The 14,229-nt window shown below is 38.7% G+C and carries 15 protein-coding genes; 3 read left to right on the top strand and 12 right to left on the bottom strand.

The window, feature by feature from the left end; genetic code table 11:
- Positions 1 to 642: a response regulator gene (locus J7E63_RS04240; protein ID WP_215010450.1), complete on the bottom strand. Its 642-nt coding sequence runs from the start codon at positions 640 to 642 to the stop codon at positions 1 to 3.
- A 217-nt stretch (positions 643 to 859) separates the two neighbouring features.
- Here J7E63_RS04240 and J7E63_RS04235 point away from each other — a divergent pair, with 217 nt between their 5' ends.
- Positions 860 to 1,255: a hypothetical protein gene (locus J7E63_RS04235; RefSeq protein ID WP_251033364.1), complete on the top strand. Its 396-nt coding sequence runs from the start codon at positions 860 to 862 to the stop codon at positions 1,253 to 1,255.
- Positions 1,256 to 1,461: 206 nt separating this feature from the next.
- On the opposite strand, the gene J7E63_RS04230 is transcribed toward J7E63_RS04235, so the two are convergent.
- Positions 1,462 to 1,629 (bottom strand): aspartyl-phosphate phosphatase Spo0E family protein, encoded by a 168-nt coding sequence (locus J7E63_RS04230; RefSeq protein ID WP_168240888.1) that lies wholly within the window; start codon positions 1,627 to 1,629, stop codon positions 1,462 to 1,464.
- A gap of 348 nt (positions 1,630 to 1,977) precedes the next feature.
- Between J7E63_RS04230 and J7E63_RS04225 the strand changes: the two genes are divergently transcribed.
- Positions 1,978 to 2,457 carry a DUF6376 family protein gene (locus J7E63_RS04225; RefSeq protein WP_215010393.1) on the top strand — a complete coding sequence of 160 codons (480 nt, stop codon included), beginning with the start codon at positions 1,978 to 1,980 and terminating at the stop codon, positions 2,455 to 2,457.
- A gap of 76 nt (positions 2,458 to 2,533) precedes the next feature.
- Here J7E63_RS04225 and J7E63_RS04220 read toward each other — a convergent pair whose 3' ends face one another.
- Positions 2,534 to 2,989: a hypothetical protein gene (locus J7E63_RS04220; RefSeq protein ID WP_215010392.1), complete on the bottom strand. Its 456-nt coding sequence runs from the start codon at positions 2,987 to 2,989 to the stop codon at positions 2,534 to 2,536.
- Between the two features lie 18 nt (positions 2,990 to 3,007).
- Positions 3,008 to 3,772, bottom strand: coding sequence for a hypothetical protein (locus tag J7E63_RS04215; RefSeq protein ID WP_215010391.1), 765 nt, complete (start codon positions 3,770 to 3,772; stop codon positions 3,008 to 3,010).
- Positions 3,773 to 3,918: 146 nt separating this feature from the next.
- Between J7E63_RS04215 and J7E63_RS04210 the strand changes: the two genes are divergently transcribed.
- A complete protein-coding gene (locus J7E63_RS04210) occupies positions 3,919 to 4,452 on the top strand; it encodes an NUDIX hydrolase (protein ID WP_168240892.1) in 534 nt (177 codons plus the stop codon).
- An 814-nt stretch (positions 4,453 to 5,266) separates the two neighbouring features.
- Here J7E63_RS04210 and J7E63_RS04205 read toward each other — a convergent pair.
- The 8 genes from J7E63_RS04205 to J7E63_RS04170 form a co-directional block, all read right to left on the bottom strand.
- The gene (locus J7E63_RS04205; protein ID WP_215010390.1) at positions 5,267 to 5,692 is read right to left on the bottom strand and encodes an OsmC family protein; all 426 of its coding nucleotides are present in this window, start codon (positions 5,690 to 5,692) and stop codon (positions 5,267 to 5,269) included.
- 77 nt (positions 5,693 to 5,769) lie between these two features.
- Entirely contained in the window at positions 5,770 to 6,735 is a 966-nt protein-coding gene (locus tag J7E63_RS04200; protein ID WP_215010389.1) for a carbohydrate kinase family protein, read from the bottom strand.
- 125 nt (positions 6,736 to 6,860) lie between these two features.
- Positions 6,861 to 8,339, bottom strand: a complete 1,479-nt coding sequence (locus J7E63_RS04195; protein WP_215010388.1) for a glycoside hydrolase family 32 protein — start codon at positions 8,337 to 8,339, stop codon at positions 6,861 to 6,863.
- Positions 8,340 to 8,405: 66 nt separating this feature from the next.
- On the bottom strand, positions 8,406 to 9,761 hold the full coding sequence (locus tag J7E63_RS04190; protein ID WP_215010387.1) for a glycoside hydrolase family 172 protein: 1,356 nt from the start codon (positions 9,759 to 9,761) through the stop codon (positions 8,406 to 8,408).
- Positions 9,762 to 9,790: 29 nt separating this feature from the next.
- Positions 9,791 to 10,699: a carbohydrate ABC transporter permease gene (locus tag J7E63_RS04185; RefSeq protein ID WP_251028186.1), complete on the bottom strand. Its 909-nt coding sequence runs from the start codon at positions 10,697 to 10,699 to the stop codon at positions 9,791 to 9,793.
- 5 nt (positions 10,700 to 10,704) lie between these two features.
- Positions 10,705 to 11,598, bottom strand: coding sequence for a carbohydrate ABC transporter permease (locus tag J7E63_RS04180; protein ID WP_214717874.1), 894 nt, complete (start codon positions 11,596 to 11,598; stop codon positions 10,705 to 10,707).
- Positions 11,599 to 11,659: 61 nt separating this feature from the next.
- Positions 11,660 to 12,961, bottom strand: coding sequence for an ABC transporter substrate-binding protein (locus tag J7E63_RS04175; protein WP_215010386.1), 1,302 nt, complete (start codon positions 12,959 to 12,961; stop codon positions 11,660 to 11,662).
- A gap of 39 nt (positions 12,962 to 13,000) precedes the next feature.
- A complete protein-coding gene (locus J7E63_RS04170; protein ID WP_214717871.1) occupies positions 13,001 to 14,020 on the bottom strand; it encodes a LacI family DNA-binding transcriptional regulator in 1,020 nt (339 codons plus the stop codon).
- Positions 14,021 to 14,229: the final 209 nt, after the last annotated feature.

Below are 14,229 nucleotides of genomic sequence, written 5' to 3'. Positions count from 1 at the left end.
TTAGTCTTCTTTCCCCGTCAGAAAGTAAATCGCGATTTGTGTGCGGTGCTCAAGTTCGGTCTTGCCTAATATAGACGTGATGTAATTGGCTACCGTCCCCTCAGAGATAAATAATTCCTTGGAGATCGCTTTATTGGAATACCCCTTCGCAATCAAGGACATGATTTCACGTTCTCGCTCGGTAAATCCTGTGAGATCGATTTTTGTTTCAGGTTCTTTATTGGACGCCGACAAATTGGACTTTATTTTTTCAAGAATAACATCCTGAAGAATGCTGTTTCCATGGAAAACACTCTTCATCGCATCACGGATTTGTTCGGGGTCATTGTTTTTTAATAGATAGCCCCTGGCCCCATTTTTGATGGCATCGAGGATGTATTCATCATCATCAAATGTCGTTAATATGATTGGCTTGGTGTTCGTTGTTTCGGTAATCAGCTTCGTGGCTTCCACTCCATTCATATTTGGCATGCGAACATCGAGCAGGGCAATGTCGACTTCATGCTTTTGACAGTAATCGACTGCCTCTTTTCCATCACTGACGGTGTCCAGCACTTCAAATTCCCGGTAGGTAGATAGAATGATTTTCAGGCCTTCTCGAATAAATGAGTTATCATCCGCAATTATGACTTTAATTTTCATAAGTTTAGGAGCCACTTCCTTATTTTTACTCTCTATACCTGCCATTATAGCAAGAAACCTTGAGGAAGATGCATATCAAATCAAATCGCGGATTTCATAAATGTGTTCATCCGCCCATTCATTGGACGTTTATCATGCATACAGTACAAAAGGTAACCATTTTCAAGGGTAACCAAAAGGACGATTTGTTATTGACAAAAAAAGGAGATGTATTTGTATGATGGGAGGACATTTTGGTGGTCACCAGGGGGGACATCATGGGGGGCACGACGGTGGGCATCACGATGGACACCATGGGGGCTATCACGACTTTGGGCATCATGATGGACACCATGGGGGCTATCACGACTTTGGGCATCATGATGGACACCATGGGGGCTATCACGGAGGCTATCATGGAGGGTATCACGGTGGGTATCACGGAGGCTACCCTGGCTATGGTGGTTATGGCGCTCCATTTGTAGGGGGAATGTTAGGCGGCCTAACGGTCGGTGCATTGTCATCTGGCGGAGGCTATCCATACCCAGTACCCTATCCTGCCCCGTACCCAGCACCCTATCCTGCACCTGTAACATATCCAACCAGCTATCCATATAGAGGGTATCCTTATTAGTAGTTGAGTAAGAAACTGATTTAATGAAGTGGAACTGACACAAGGTCGGTACCTTTTGAGCTAAAAAATAAAGCGTAGAAGGCCTCCTCAAAGGACTTTTACGCTTGTTCTCTATGAGAGAGTTACCATGATATACTGCATGGTATCTAGTACCTTATCTTTCAAACTTAATCATTATGAATATATTGGATAAATATAATAAGTAATTAAGCAGATATTTTCTCTAGTAAACCCATTTGTAAGTTGATTAATTTATCAAGCTTTTCACTTAGTTTTACCGTCTCAACTGAAGTAAAACCTTTGGATAGCCCCACTGAAATCATTGTTTTTCTAAGATGTTCGATTTTGGTAAATAGATCGTCGTTAGTCATCATCAGAAACTCCTTATTTTAGAACTTGTACTAAGTGTACCAATTGAAAGCGAATACAATAAAATAGTTTTCATCATCAAATATCGACACTTTTTACTATCTTCATAATGTTTATGACATTTAATTTTATAGTGACACTCGGAATATGCCGAATACTGCATTCTGCCAAGGAAAAAAGTTCATTTTTTGGACACAAAGATACATAAAGTCAATAGGATGATGAATTTCAGAAATAGCATCCTGTTCTACAAGCACTAGAATGAATATTATTTTTGTATCTGAATACATAAATAAGAAGGGCGTAAAAAACTGTTTCTTCTATAATACTTATGGTGAAACGGAGGTTTTTAGATGAAAAAGTGGTTGACTGTTTTTTCTGCCAGTCTATTGCTGCTCCTGAGTGGATGTTCTTATTTAAACACGGCGGCTGACACGCTTGATTATGTAAAGGAAGCCACAAGCTACGCAGCAACCCTAGACAATTTTGCCGCTGAAACTCCTCCACTTATCAAACAGGTTGTAGATAACCAAGTAGAAGCAGATGAACTCACGGCACAACTCCAACAGATGAAAAATGAGATACAATCCTTTAATACTCTTGATGTCCCGGAAACGGTAAAGGGATTTCATCAGGAAATTATTGAACAAAATAACCTCTTAATTCAACAAATTGACCTCTACTTAAAGGATCTCAAAGACGGCAAACTTAACCCATCAACCCTCGAAAACAGCAAACTACTTCAACCCGTACAAGAAATCACAACGATCATCGAGCAAATCCAAAAGCTCGGGGCGCAAGTGAACGAAACACTTGGAACAATTGGTGCCTGACACCAAAAAAGACGAGAATTTTTCCTCTCGTCTCCCTTACATACTTTAACGCTTTAAACTTATAACAGCGCGGGGGTCAGACCCCCTTTATTCTTGTCATCCCGAGTGCGTTATTTTCCCAGATGATCTTTTCTATGGTTTCCCACTGCTGTTCTTCACATCGAATCATTAGGACTATTTCTGATGTAATGTTTTTTGCCCCACCTTTACTTTTTTTTACGAGTAACAATTTAATCAAAAATCCTAGTAGTAAACCGCTCACTGCCCCAATAATTCCCCATATAATCGGACCCCATTTTAAAACATAGCCGTAAATAGCCCCCAATAGCATGAGGCAGGTCCCTAACATGGCGGCGGCATCAAAAAGACTCAATCCATCAGCTCGATGAATCGTATCAAATAATTTTCGGGGTTCCGATCTTTTATCGAGAGGGGCAGCTAATATCTTTTCATTTGAAATCCCGTTTTGTTCCAATGCCGTTATGGCTAACTCAATAAAAATGGAATTCTCGAAAGTGGCAATGACAAACAATGTACTCGCACTCCCTTTCTACAAAGGGTAAAGGAAATCTTTACTTTGATATTTTTGCCGTAAATATTTTGACATTTCTTTTTCAAATAATTTGTTGTGTTCAATCGTTAAAACATAAGAATCGTAAATGATAAAAAAATAAATAGAAGGGAAATAAAGGGTCCATTGCATATCTAGTTCATTTATAGCCTTTGTAAACTCTCCCACCATTGAGTAGTTAATCGCTTTAGGAATATGTCCCAAATAACATATGGCTACCGCATAAACAAATATAAAGAATCCTGTAATAACATTATGGAGATACAGATGACCTAAACCAGGAAATAAGGCTGACCAGACGAGTGCTATTGACGGTTTTCGTTTATCCAAGTAATTGACATCAAATGTTCCCATTTGCATGATCAAGACCTGAGCGTCCTCTCGGTCAGCTAATATATACTGCTTGTTTAAATCAACCGTTGTCCGATAACTATCCCAAATTCCAAACATATAAATAGCCAGATAGAGAATTAACCACTGATTATCCAATACGTCTTTTGCTTTTTCAAATTCACCTAATAAGGTATATAAAATTCCGAGGTTTACTTTTGCCCGATCATTAATAAATGTCTCCCAGAGAATGAGAATATACCCAGCCGCGTAACGATGCTGCATGATATGCCCAAACCCTGGATAGGAAAAGGAAAAAAAGGCTGAAATCCATGGGTTTTTTAAATGCAGCTGTCCTGTTGAAAATTGGGATAAATACGACCTTTGTCTTCGAAACGGAGGTATTTGATTCAATAGTAAGTTCTTCTCCTTTAAAAATGTACGTCTTAGTTTATGGTTTGCAAATTATGGGATAAATATCCACGTCGTGTAGAATTAGTAAATCAGCCCCAATCCATGTAAAATAGTTTAAAGATAATGAAATGTAGAGGTGAATGTGGATGGTTTGGAAGATTAGTAGTTCCATTAAAGAACAGGTAGATCGCTTTGGGGTGATTATAGAAAAGGTCATTGTCCCGAATGGAGAGGAAAAGAACTTTTCTTATTTAGATTTTGCAAAGGGCGTATGTATCCTGCCAATCACTGCGGATAAAGAGATTATTTGTTTAAAACAATATCGACATGCGATAAAGAGTTGGCAATGGGAGCTGCCTGCCGGGATGATTGACAAAGAAAGTGATGCTCCACTAGAAACCGCCAAAAGAGAGCTTGAGGAGGAAACAGGAAATAAAGCTGAATATTGGCTGGATTTAGGAAGCTTTTATCCTTCTCCTGGTTCAACAAGTGAGGAAATCTATTTATTTGCAGCAACAGGCCTCATCGCTACAGAGCAACGATTGGAAAACAGTGAGCAAATTGAGTTACATAAGCTAACTATGGAAGAAGTAATGACCTTAATTATTAACGGGGAGTTTAAGCATGGTGCGGGCCTCGCCGCGATATTACGATATATGTTAATGACGGAGAATAATTGATGTAGGTTATGGATGGTAATAAGAGAACGATTTAGTCGGCGAAAGGCCATTTGTGTTACGTGACCGTAATCTCTGATATTCCTTGGCTTCGGGCACGTAGGCCCTTCTACATTACTGTACTCTTTGATTTTCCTTGGTTTCGGGCACGTAGGACCTTTCTACGTGACTGTACCATCTGATATTCCTGGGTTTCGGGCACGTAGAACCTTTCTACGTTACTCTACTCTCTGTTATTCCTTGGTTTCGGGCACGTAGAACCTCTCTACGTGACTGTACTCTTTGATTTTCCTTGGCTTCGGTCACGTAGGACCTTTCTACGTGACTGTACTCTCTGTTATTCCTTGGTTTAGGTCACGTAGAACCTCTCTACGTGACCCCACTCTCTGTTATTCCTTGGCTTCGGGCACGTAGAACCTCTCTACGTTACCCCACTCTCTGTTATTCCTTGGCTTCGGTCACGTAGGACCATTCTACGTGACCGTAATCTCTGATATCCCTTGGTTTCGGGCACGTAGGACCTTTCTACGTGACCGTAATCTCTGATATCCCTGGGTTTCGGGCACGTAGGACCTTTCTACGTGACCGTAATCTCTGATATCCCTTGGTTTGGGTCACGTAGAACCTCTCTACGTTACTGTACTCTTTGATTTTCCTTGGCTTCGGGCACGTAGGACCTTTCTACGTGACCGTAATCTCTGATATCCCTTGGTTTCGGGCACGTAGAACCTCTCTACGTGACCCCAAAACTCAATAAATTTTTCTACACAACATTTAAATAAGAAGTAACACCAGTTGGTTGTTACTTCTTTCAATGTTATATTGTTTTTTCACCCTTTACCCCATTAATAGAGTAGCCGACGGTTATTTCTGAATTCAAGGAATGGGAGACAGAACAGTATTTTTCTTTCGATAATTGAATCGCCCGGATCACCTTATCTTCAGGCAATTCTCCTTCTAATGCATAATGAATGTTAATCGTTGTAAAGCGCTTAGGATGATCTTCGGCACGTTCGCCTTTAACATCCATATGAAAAGCAGATGGCTCGAGGCGCATTTTATTCAAGATCGAAATGATATCGATCCCTGTACAACCTGCCACCGCCTGTAATAGCAGTTCCGTCGGTCTTGGGCCCGAATTCTCTCCTCCGACTTCTGGAGCGGCATCCATTGTAAATTCATGTCCGGAAGGAGTAACCCCAGAAAACGCCATTTTCTCTTTCCAATTAATTGTTAACTCCATACTCATTCCCCTTTCACTTTTTTATTCTTACCCATTCATCACTTCCTTATTTTACATAATGGTTTAAATAATAGCATTTAACAGGTCTTCACTGTTTCCTCAAGGGTCGGTATCGCCGAAATAGCACCCACTTTCGTACAAACAATCGCACCAACACGATTGCTGAAGGCAATCATATCCTTTAGTTGTTTAAAGTCTTCTAAAGCATTACCTGGGCCTTCTAGTTTAGCCAATTGGTACAATGTTGCTCCTACGAACGCATCCCCCGCTCCAGTAGAATCTATCGAATTTACTGAAATACTTGGAACAATCTCATGTTCCTTTCCATTAGAGATTAACGTTCCTTCCTTTCCTAAGGTAACCGCAACAACTCGTCCTCCAATCTGATGTAGAAATGCAATTCCTTCTTCCAAACTATCTAGGCCCGATATGATTCTTAATTCTTCTTCACTAAGTTTGATAAAGTCAGCTAAGGCAATTCCTTTCAAAGCTAAATCCACAAAAGTTGGAATTCTCCCTTTCCATAGGTCAAATCTAAAATTCGGATCAAACGAGATAAATTTCCCTTCCTCCCTTGCAGATTTTATTAAGTTTAAGTAGGTGGATTGAAAAGGTTCCTCTAACAAAGCAGTGGCAGACCCAAAATGGAGGATATTGGTGGCCCTAAGTTTTTCTTGATCGAGTTCCTTTTCATATAAAAAGGCATCTGCACCACGGTTAAAAACGAAATCTCTTTCCCCATTGTTTTTTAACGAAACAAAGGCTAATGTAGTCGGGTGAGCATCATCCAACACAATCATAGATGTATCAACCTTTACATCCTCTAATGTTTTCCTTAAAAAATGACCAAACGGATCATTACCGACTTTCCCACAAAACAAAGCATGGCCTCCTAATTTGGATATAGTTGCGCAAACATTCGCAGGCGCTCCCCCCGCCTGTTTTTCAAAATGTTGACCATTAACTAAGTCAATACCAACATCTGTACAAAAAAAGTCGATCAACAATTCTCCAATACAAATCACAGTTGATCTAAGTGTCATTTCCTCTCAACCGTCCTTTTTAAAAATTTATTATATGAAATCGTTGTGCAGTAATATCCTCAATCCGAGTTATGATTAAAAATAGAGCTCTAATCATCTTAATTCGATTAGAGCTCTATCTTTATTTATTTCCACACAGAATCAAGCTTCCATGTTTCAATACGATTTACAGAAACCATACCGCCCTTTGTAAAAAGGTTAAACTGCTTACTAGCCGCATCAGGGAAGATTCGATTAGTAATGACCTGCTCCCCATCATTAACAAATAGCTCAATGGATGTAGTATCCATAAAGATACGGAGGTTGATGGTGCCATCTTGCTTCACTGCCAGTGGTGCTTTGCTAATTCCTTTTTCACCGCAGCCAGCTTGCTCCCGATCCATGACAACCTCTTTATTTTCCAGATCAAGGAGGACTTCTGTTTTTTCCTTTCCATCTGCTGAACATCTTAATTGAATTCCAAATAAGGAAGCCTCAGTTTCGTTAAGGTTAATATCGAGACTGATCTCTGCCACGGACTCTTGTTGTTCATAGACTGTCACTTTTCCTGTTACCTCAAGCCCATCTAGTTTCTTGTAGTCGGATCTTAATTCCGCAAACTCCGGAACTGGCTTTTGCTTTAGAATATCTCCTTCCAATACAAGCTCTCTTGGAATTGTCATCGCCCCAGCCCAGCCAAACTCTTGAGAAGGCATCTTGGTTAACCATTTTTCCATCCAACCAATCATAATTCGACGTCCCTTATCGTCAACCAATGTCTGAGGGGCATAGAAGTCAAACCCATAATCTAATGTCCTGCTTGCACCTTGGGTAAAAATGCCTTGGTCATAGTCCATCTCACCAATCACATAAAAAGGCTTTTCGTTTTGCGTCCCATACATTGGCGAAACAATTAAGGCATGCTTCTGGTTGATTGGGAAAAGATCCGGACACTCCCACATATCTCCTTGAGTGCCGTCACTTTCTGCTGCCACTCCTTTATAGGTCCAATCCTTTAAATCATCCGAAACATAGAGTACAGCTTTCCCTTTTCCATCCTTCTTCGTTCCTACTACCATGTACCATTTGCCATCATGCTGCCAAACCTTGGGATCTCGGAAATCATGCGTACCATCGACTGGGAAGTTATCCACAACAGGGTTTTGTGTATATTTTTCAAAGGATATTCCATCGTTACTTGTAGCAATATTTTGAACCTGTTGTGGCAGGTTGCCATCAACATGCCCAGTATAAATTAGCACCATTTCATCTCCGGCTACGACTGCACTACCAGAGAAACAGCCATATCCAGTGACGTCACCAGAGTCGTATGACTCTGATGGCGCTAAAGCAACCGGTAAGTGCTCCCAATGAACTAGGTCCCGACTTTTGGCATGTCCCCAGTGCATTGGCCCCCAGCTAGAAGCGTAGGGATAGAATTGATAGAATAGATGATATTCACCCTTATAGTAAACTAAACCGTTCGGGTCATTAATCCAACCAGTAGGTGCCATAAAGTGATAGTTCAGTCGGTATCGACTCTTCTCAATACTATCTTTCTTGGCTTCAATTTCTTGGTTTGCTCTTTCAAGAGCTTCTGCGTGTTTCGTATTTATACGATTCATAAATATCTCCTATTTTTCAACTTAATAAAAGCTAATGGTAGATTGATAAAACTTTTATACTTTATATTAATCCCATTTACCGTTTAGGCTTTCTTTTACACGTTGAGCATGCTCTGTATTTCCAATAGAAGATTCTCTTGTTTTGTTGTATTTAATTTCCATTTGTTTCTTCTTCTCTTCCACATAGAATGCTTCTCTTTCTTTTGCTGATTCAAATGCTTTTTGCTGCTCTTCATTTAGTTCTTTCTTAGCCTTTTGTTTCACAACTGGCATTTGGGCAACATGCGGTAATCTATCTTCCACTGGAAGGATATCAAGCTTTGGCGATGGTAACGTCTGATACCAATAAGCAGTTGACGACCAGTCATCTGACAAGTGATTTGCATGTCCATGCTCTATTGTAACCTTAATGCTTTCAGAGAAATGAATGGGATCTGCGATGTGGAATCTATAGGAAACCTGGTAACCGGGTTTGTCACTCTCATGAATAATCGATCCGTTATACAAGAATGCATTCTTTTGCATTCCCCATGCGTGTCCAAAGTAATCCTCAGTACCTGTTCCATCAATGCTAGGTTCTTTTTCACCGTCGATGAAGATCATATCATCACCTTCACCCCACCAACTTCCCTGGAAGTGATTTACTGATAAGTTACAACCCACATAATGCCCCTTACCTTCTGTTTCTAAAATCACATAGTTATCTTCACCTGTTAGATTTGATACACTCTGGACAGCAGGGCTATTTACTTGAAGGTCATTTCCCCAGCCTTCACAAGGATTTTCACGATGCCAGTTCGCATGGAAGTAGACAGTATCTTTAGGCAACTCTTCTTTATATAGCTCATAATCGATATAGAAATACAGACCAAATGGTAATGAGTTTTCGTTCACGATTTCAATTTTTGCCTTTTTGTTAAATGGCATTGGGAAATAGCAGTTTAAGGCAGCGGGCGCACCAAACTTATTTGCTTCCTCTGGTTTAACAGAAACATTGAATGGTACGGATTGAAAATTACCTGGTAACGAATGTCCCACACAGAAAAAATCTCCAAATGGCGCCAAAACGCTTGGTGTATCTTGATCATCCCAAGTAATTTTAATCAATGCTTTTCTGTAATAAAATGGGTCTTGTTCTTCCCACGTAACACCTAGCGCATTGTGGATTTCATTTACTGGTGCTACATTACTGCCTAAAACTGGATCCACGATACTTGGCCCCATAATTTTTCTGCAGAAAGATGTCATCCAAAAGTGTGTTAAGCAGCCTGGTCCTTCGATTTCTCCTAATACTACTGACTCGTTTGGTGGAATCAGCCAATAATCTTGGTTTCTTCCTGATTGGTCAGAACTTGAAACCCTTGATGATCTCACATCTGTATGTCTAGTTAAATTTTGCATAAGTCCGTTAGAAGTTTTCATAATAAAGTTGCCTCCATATCATTGTTTTTTTATCCTTTAACTGCTCCAGCAGTCATACCCTTAATAATGTGTTTTTGGAAAACTCCATAAAACACTAATTGTGGAATAATAAATAGTAAGCTTGCTGATACAATTCCACCGTAATCAATGTTGTATCTTCCTTTAAATTCAGATATCGCAAGCGGAATGGTCATATGGTCAGGATCACTAATAAGCGTGACCGCAAACGGGAATTCATTCCAAATGTAAAGAATGTTAAAGATAAAGATAGTCATTACCACTGGCTTAATAACTGGGAATACCACTTTTGTACAAAGTGTAAATAAGTTACAGCCATCAATAACTGCTGCTTCTTCAATTTCGGCCGGGAAATCCTTTAGGAAACCAGTAAACAAAAGCGTATTAAATGAAATCGATGTAGCAATATACGGTAAAATAAGTGATAGATACGTATTTTCAATTCCTAGCGAAATCGTAATTCGATAGATTGGGAACAATAAGATAAACGGCGGAATGGCAAGCCCGATAATAAGAAAATAGTATAAGCCATTTTTTAATTTCTCACGTTTATATATTAATCTACTAATGGCATATGAGCTCATAAAGGTAATGATCATTTCGAGGAATACCGATACAACTGCAATAATAAAGGTATTCTTATATAGCAAGCCCATATCTAAGGTTTCAAAGGCCCGCTTATAGTTATCGAAGTTTATACTATTAGGTAATGAAAATGGGTTTGTAAGGATCGTCTGGTTATCTTGAAAGGATAAGATAATCATCCAAATAAAAGGAACCATTACAAGTAATGTGACTGCATAAGTAAGGATGCTGGAAAGCTTATTCAATCTAGATTCTTTACGAGTCAATGATTCAATCGAAGTGTCTTGTGACACCGTTGGCTTCATTGGAGCAATATAGGTATCTTCTGACTTCATCCTTCTCACACCCCTTCCTTATTACTTAGTCTTTTACCTACTGTAAAGATTCCAAGGAAAACACCTGCAAATAGAATCGTCGCGAGTAATGATATTACTGCTATCGACATCCCATAACCATACTCCCCTGAAGTAAAGGTGGTACTGTACATAAACGTTACCAATACATCTGACAAGTGATTTGGTCCACCATTGGTTAATTGGAGTACGGTTTCAAAGATTTTAAAACAAAGGGTAATAACTAATATAGTGTTTAATTTAAACGTTTCATTAAGCAAAGGGATGGTGATGTTTACCAATTGCTTGAATTTACTTGCCCCGTCCATTTCAGCAGCTTCATAGAGTTCTGCTGGAATTAAAGTTAATCCCGCTAAAAATATCGTGGCAATATACCCTAAACTTTGCCAACTTTGGACAATGGCAACTGAAAATGGAGTTAAGGTATCGCCGCCAATCCACTCAAAAGTAAGGGACTCGAGACCAATTTTTCCTAAGAAGGTATTCACCAAGCCAATTTGAGGATCTAAAATAAATACCCAAATTAACCCAACCATGATTGGCGCTATGATAGAAGGAGAATAGTTTATAGCTCGTAATGCACCTACACCCTTCATTTTCTTATTTAGTAATAGTGATAGCAAAAATGCACCGGGGATTAGAATAACTATGGTAACCAATAGGACGATAAAGGTATTCTTAAGCGCGATTATAAATATTGGATCATTGAATAATCGCTGATAGTTAGACAGTCCCACAAACTGGGGTACACCAATACCTGTAAAACTTGTAAAACTGTAATAAGTTGCAATTACTATTGGCATCATAATGTACATTAAATAGACTAGAATTGTTGGTAATAGCAGGATTATTTTGTTTTTATTATTACTAAACCATCGCATTTTTCCACCTACTTTATGAGTTGGCTAATGCAATAAACAAATCTATTACATTAGCCAATTACTAATAATTATTTAATTGCCGAAATTTTTTATCCACAACTTTTGCCGCTTGCTCTGGGGTGTAAGTTCCATTAATTACACCATAAATACTGTCGTACATGGCACTTCCGATTGCTTCAGGAACCACAAGGTCAGGTTGGTTTTGTTGACTGTTCCAGCCTTCAAGCTGTACTTGATCAACTAACTTTTTAAACAATGGATGTGCAGCTTCATCTACATTCACCGTGGCATTCGTCATTGGGGCTACTTGGTTATCTACCATAATTTGAGTACCCTTTTCACCATAGTAGAACTTCAACAATTTCAAGACAGCTTCTTTCTTCGCTTTGTTCTCTCCTGCTTTTTTACTAACCAGCAACGGAGCAGAAGGTACAACTGAACTTACTTTTTGGTCGCCTACGCCATCAGTAAAGGTTGGTCCCCACCAAAAACCTACATCTTTTCCAATAGGGCTTTGTTCAATTTTTTGAACATCCCACATACCAGAATCCAACATTGCTGCTTTGCCCGCTAAAAATTGCTCAACGGCTTGGAAATAGGTTTGTGTAGTAACGTTTTTAGGAAACGCACCTAACTTCTGTAACTCACCGATTTTTTTGTAGTAGTTGACAAAGTCTGTGTTGTTATAGCTTTCTTTTCCTGCAAGAATATTATCGATTTTGTCAAAGTACCCATATCTTGAAAGCATTGTTAAAAAGGCCCATACAGAGTAATCATCTTTAGCACCTTTTGAAATCGTGGTAATACCGTTCTTTTCAAATACTTTTGTTGCTTCTGCTAAATCCTCAAAGGTTTCAGGAATCTTTACCCCGAACTTATCGAAAAGTGCTTTGTTATAGAATAGGCCCGTGATCAGTGGTTGATATGGTAAGCCGTACTGACGGCCATCCTTGTTAAAGGATTTGATCATGTTTGGTTTTAGTGAACTCTTAATATCTGGATTATCATCAAGAAATCCTGTTAAGTCCATTAACATACCAGCCTTCTCTAACTCAGCTGCTGAAGCTGGCAGCATCCAGAAAACATCCGGGAGTTTATCCGATTGAGATTGCATTTTAATACCTTTCACATGTTCTTGTTGCTCTTTCCCAATAAGGTTAACTTTAATATCTGGGTTTTCCTCCTGGAATTTTTCAATTACTTTATAAAAAGCAGGCTCTTGTTCTTTTGGATTCGCTACATGAATCGCAAAATCTATAGTTGTTTTACCATCTGCAGATGTTGCAGATTCTTTTTTCCCACAACCAGCTAGAATCAAACCAATAAGCATTACCAAACTTAATAAAATTTTAAATTTTTTCATGCTGAACCTCCGCCCATTTTTTAGGTTTAGTTATTAACCCTATAAGGAATTTCTAAGAACGATTGTCGATTCTATACAAATTTCTTCTGCCTCTTTTGTGTGATCCTCCAGCCTCTCTAAAAGAAGCCTTGCTGCGGTCTGCCCCATCTCAAATGATGGTTGTCTTATGGTGGTAATAGATGGCTCTGTTAGCTCCATCCAATTAAAATCATCATAAGCAATGAACGATACCTCTTCTGGGATTTGGATATTCTTTTCTTTTAGTACCTTGTAAACTCCCATAGCAATAACATTATTGACTGCTATAATGCCATCAACTTCTTGTGTAGAAAAAAGTTCTTTTGCCATTTGATATCCTTCATCAAAGGAGGACTCCCCTACAAATATTAGCTCTTCATTCAGTTCAATCTGGTACCTTCTAAGGACATCTTTATATGCCTCAAAACGCTCAATTGTACTTGAAACATCGATTGGACCAGAAAAGAAGGCAATTTTTCTTCTTTTCTTCTTAACCATCATTTCAATTGCTTCATAGGTAACAGAATAGTTATTAGAATATACTGTATCTACTTTTTTCGTTGAGTTCGGTTTGCGATCGACATAAACCGCTGGATATCTATTAAATGCTTCGTTAGTTTCATTACCAAGGTTAGAAGTAGGAGCAATGATTAATCCATCAATATACTCAATAAATTGGGTGTTAAACATATCGATTTGCTCTAGTTCGTTATTTATATTTTCACGAGAATTGCTAATAACCAATTTGTATCCTACTTTATTTAAGACACTTTCAACACCAATCGAAAGCGAGAGGAAAAAATCTGCTGAAGTATCATTTGGAAGGATCGGAATGATTAAACCGATCACTTTCGTATCTTTTCCCTTTAATGATTTTGCTACAGCACTCGGGGTATAATTCAACTCTTCCATTGCTTGAAGGACTCTTATTCGTGTATCTTCTTTCACAAATCTTGAAGAATTCATTACATTTGAAACAGTAGCTGTTGATACATTGGCTTTTTTAGCAACATCCTTTATGTTTGCTCTTTTAGTTTCCAAAAAACTACACTCCTAATTAATTCTCAGTTTCTAACATTACTCGTTTAGTATTCTTAACTTGATTGTAATTAGTTAGTTTTTCTCACCTCCTATTTAATCGATTAACTAAATTTGTAAAAAAAAATATTGCTCCATTTTGATTTAATCGTTTAAATAATATTCTAAAATGAACCCTCGTACGATTAAATCATTGTATTTTTTATAATTAA

This window comes from Bacillus sp. ISL-75 (assembly GCF_018613095.1).
Note: the sequence above shows the minus strand (reverse complement) of the source record. Positions and strands in the feature narration are given on the sequence as shown.

Coding starts and splice junctions, on each gene's coding strand:
- J7E63_RS04210 (WP_168240892.1), top strand. CDS start 3,919: ATGGTTTGGAAGATTAGTAGTTCCATTAAAGAACAGGTAGATCGCTTT.
- J7E63_RS04185 (WP_251028186.1), bottom strand. CDS start 10,699: ATGAAGTCAGAAGATACCTATATTGCTCCAATGAAGCCAACGGTGTCA.
- J7E63_RS04195 (WP_215010388.1), bottom strand. CDS start 8,339: ATGAATCGTATAAATACGAAACACGCAGAAGCTCTTGAAAGAGCAAAC.
- J7E63_RS04190 (WP_215010387.1), bottom strand. CDS start 9,761: ATGAAAACTTCTAACGGACTTATGCAAAATTTAACTAGACATACAGAT.
- J7E63_RS04205 (WP_215010390.1), bottom strand. CDS start 5,692: ATGGAGTTAACAATTAATTGGAAAGAGAAAATGGCGTTTTCTGGGGTT.
- J7E63_RS04180 (WP_214717874.1), bottom strand. CDS start 11,598: ATGCGATGGTTTAGTAATAATAAAAACAAAATAATCCTGCTATTACCA.
- J7E63_RS04230 (WP_168240888.1), bottom strand. CDS start 1,629: ATGATGACTAACGACGATCTATTTACCAAAATCGAACATCTTAGAAAA.
- J7E63_RS04235 (WP_251033364.1), top strand. CDS start 860: ATGATGGGAGGACATTTTGGTGGTCACCAGGGGGGACATCATGGGGGG.
- J7E63_RS04240 (WP_215010450.1), bottom strand. CDS start 642: ATGAAAATTAAAGTCATAATTGCGGATGATAACTCATTTATTCGAGAA.
- J7E63_RS04200 (WP_215010389.1), bottom strand. CDS start 6,735: ATGACACTTAGATCAACTGTGATTTGTATTGGAGAATTGTTGATCGAC.
- J7E63_RS04175 (WP_215010386.1), bottom strand. CDS start 12,961: ATGAAAAAATTTAAAATTTTATTAAGTTTGGTAATGCTTATTGGTTTG.
- J7E63_RS04225 (WP_215010393.1), top strand. CDS start 1,978: ATGAAAAAGTGGTTGACTGTTTTTTCTGCCAGTCTATTGCTGCTCCTG.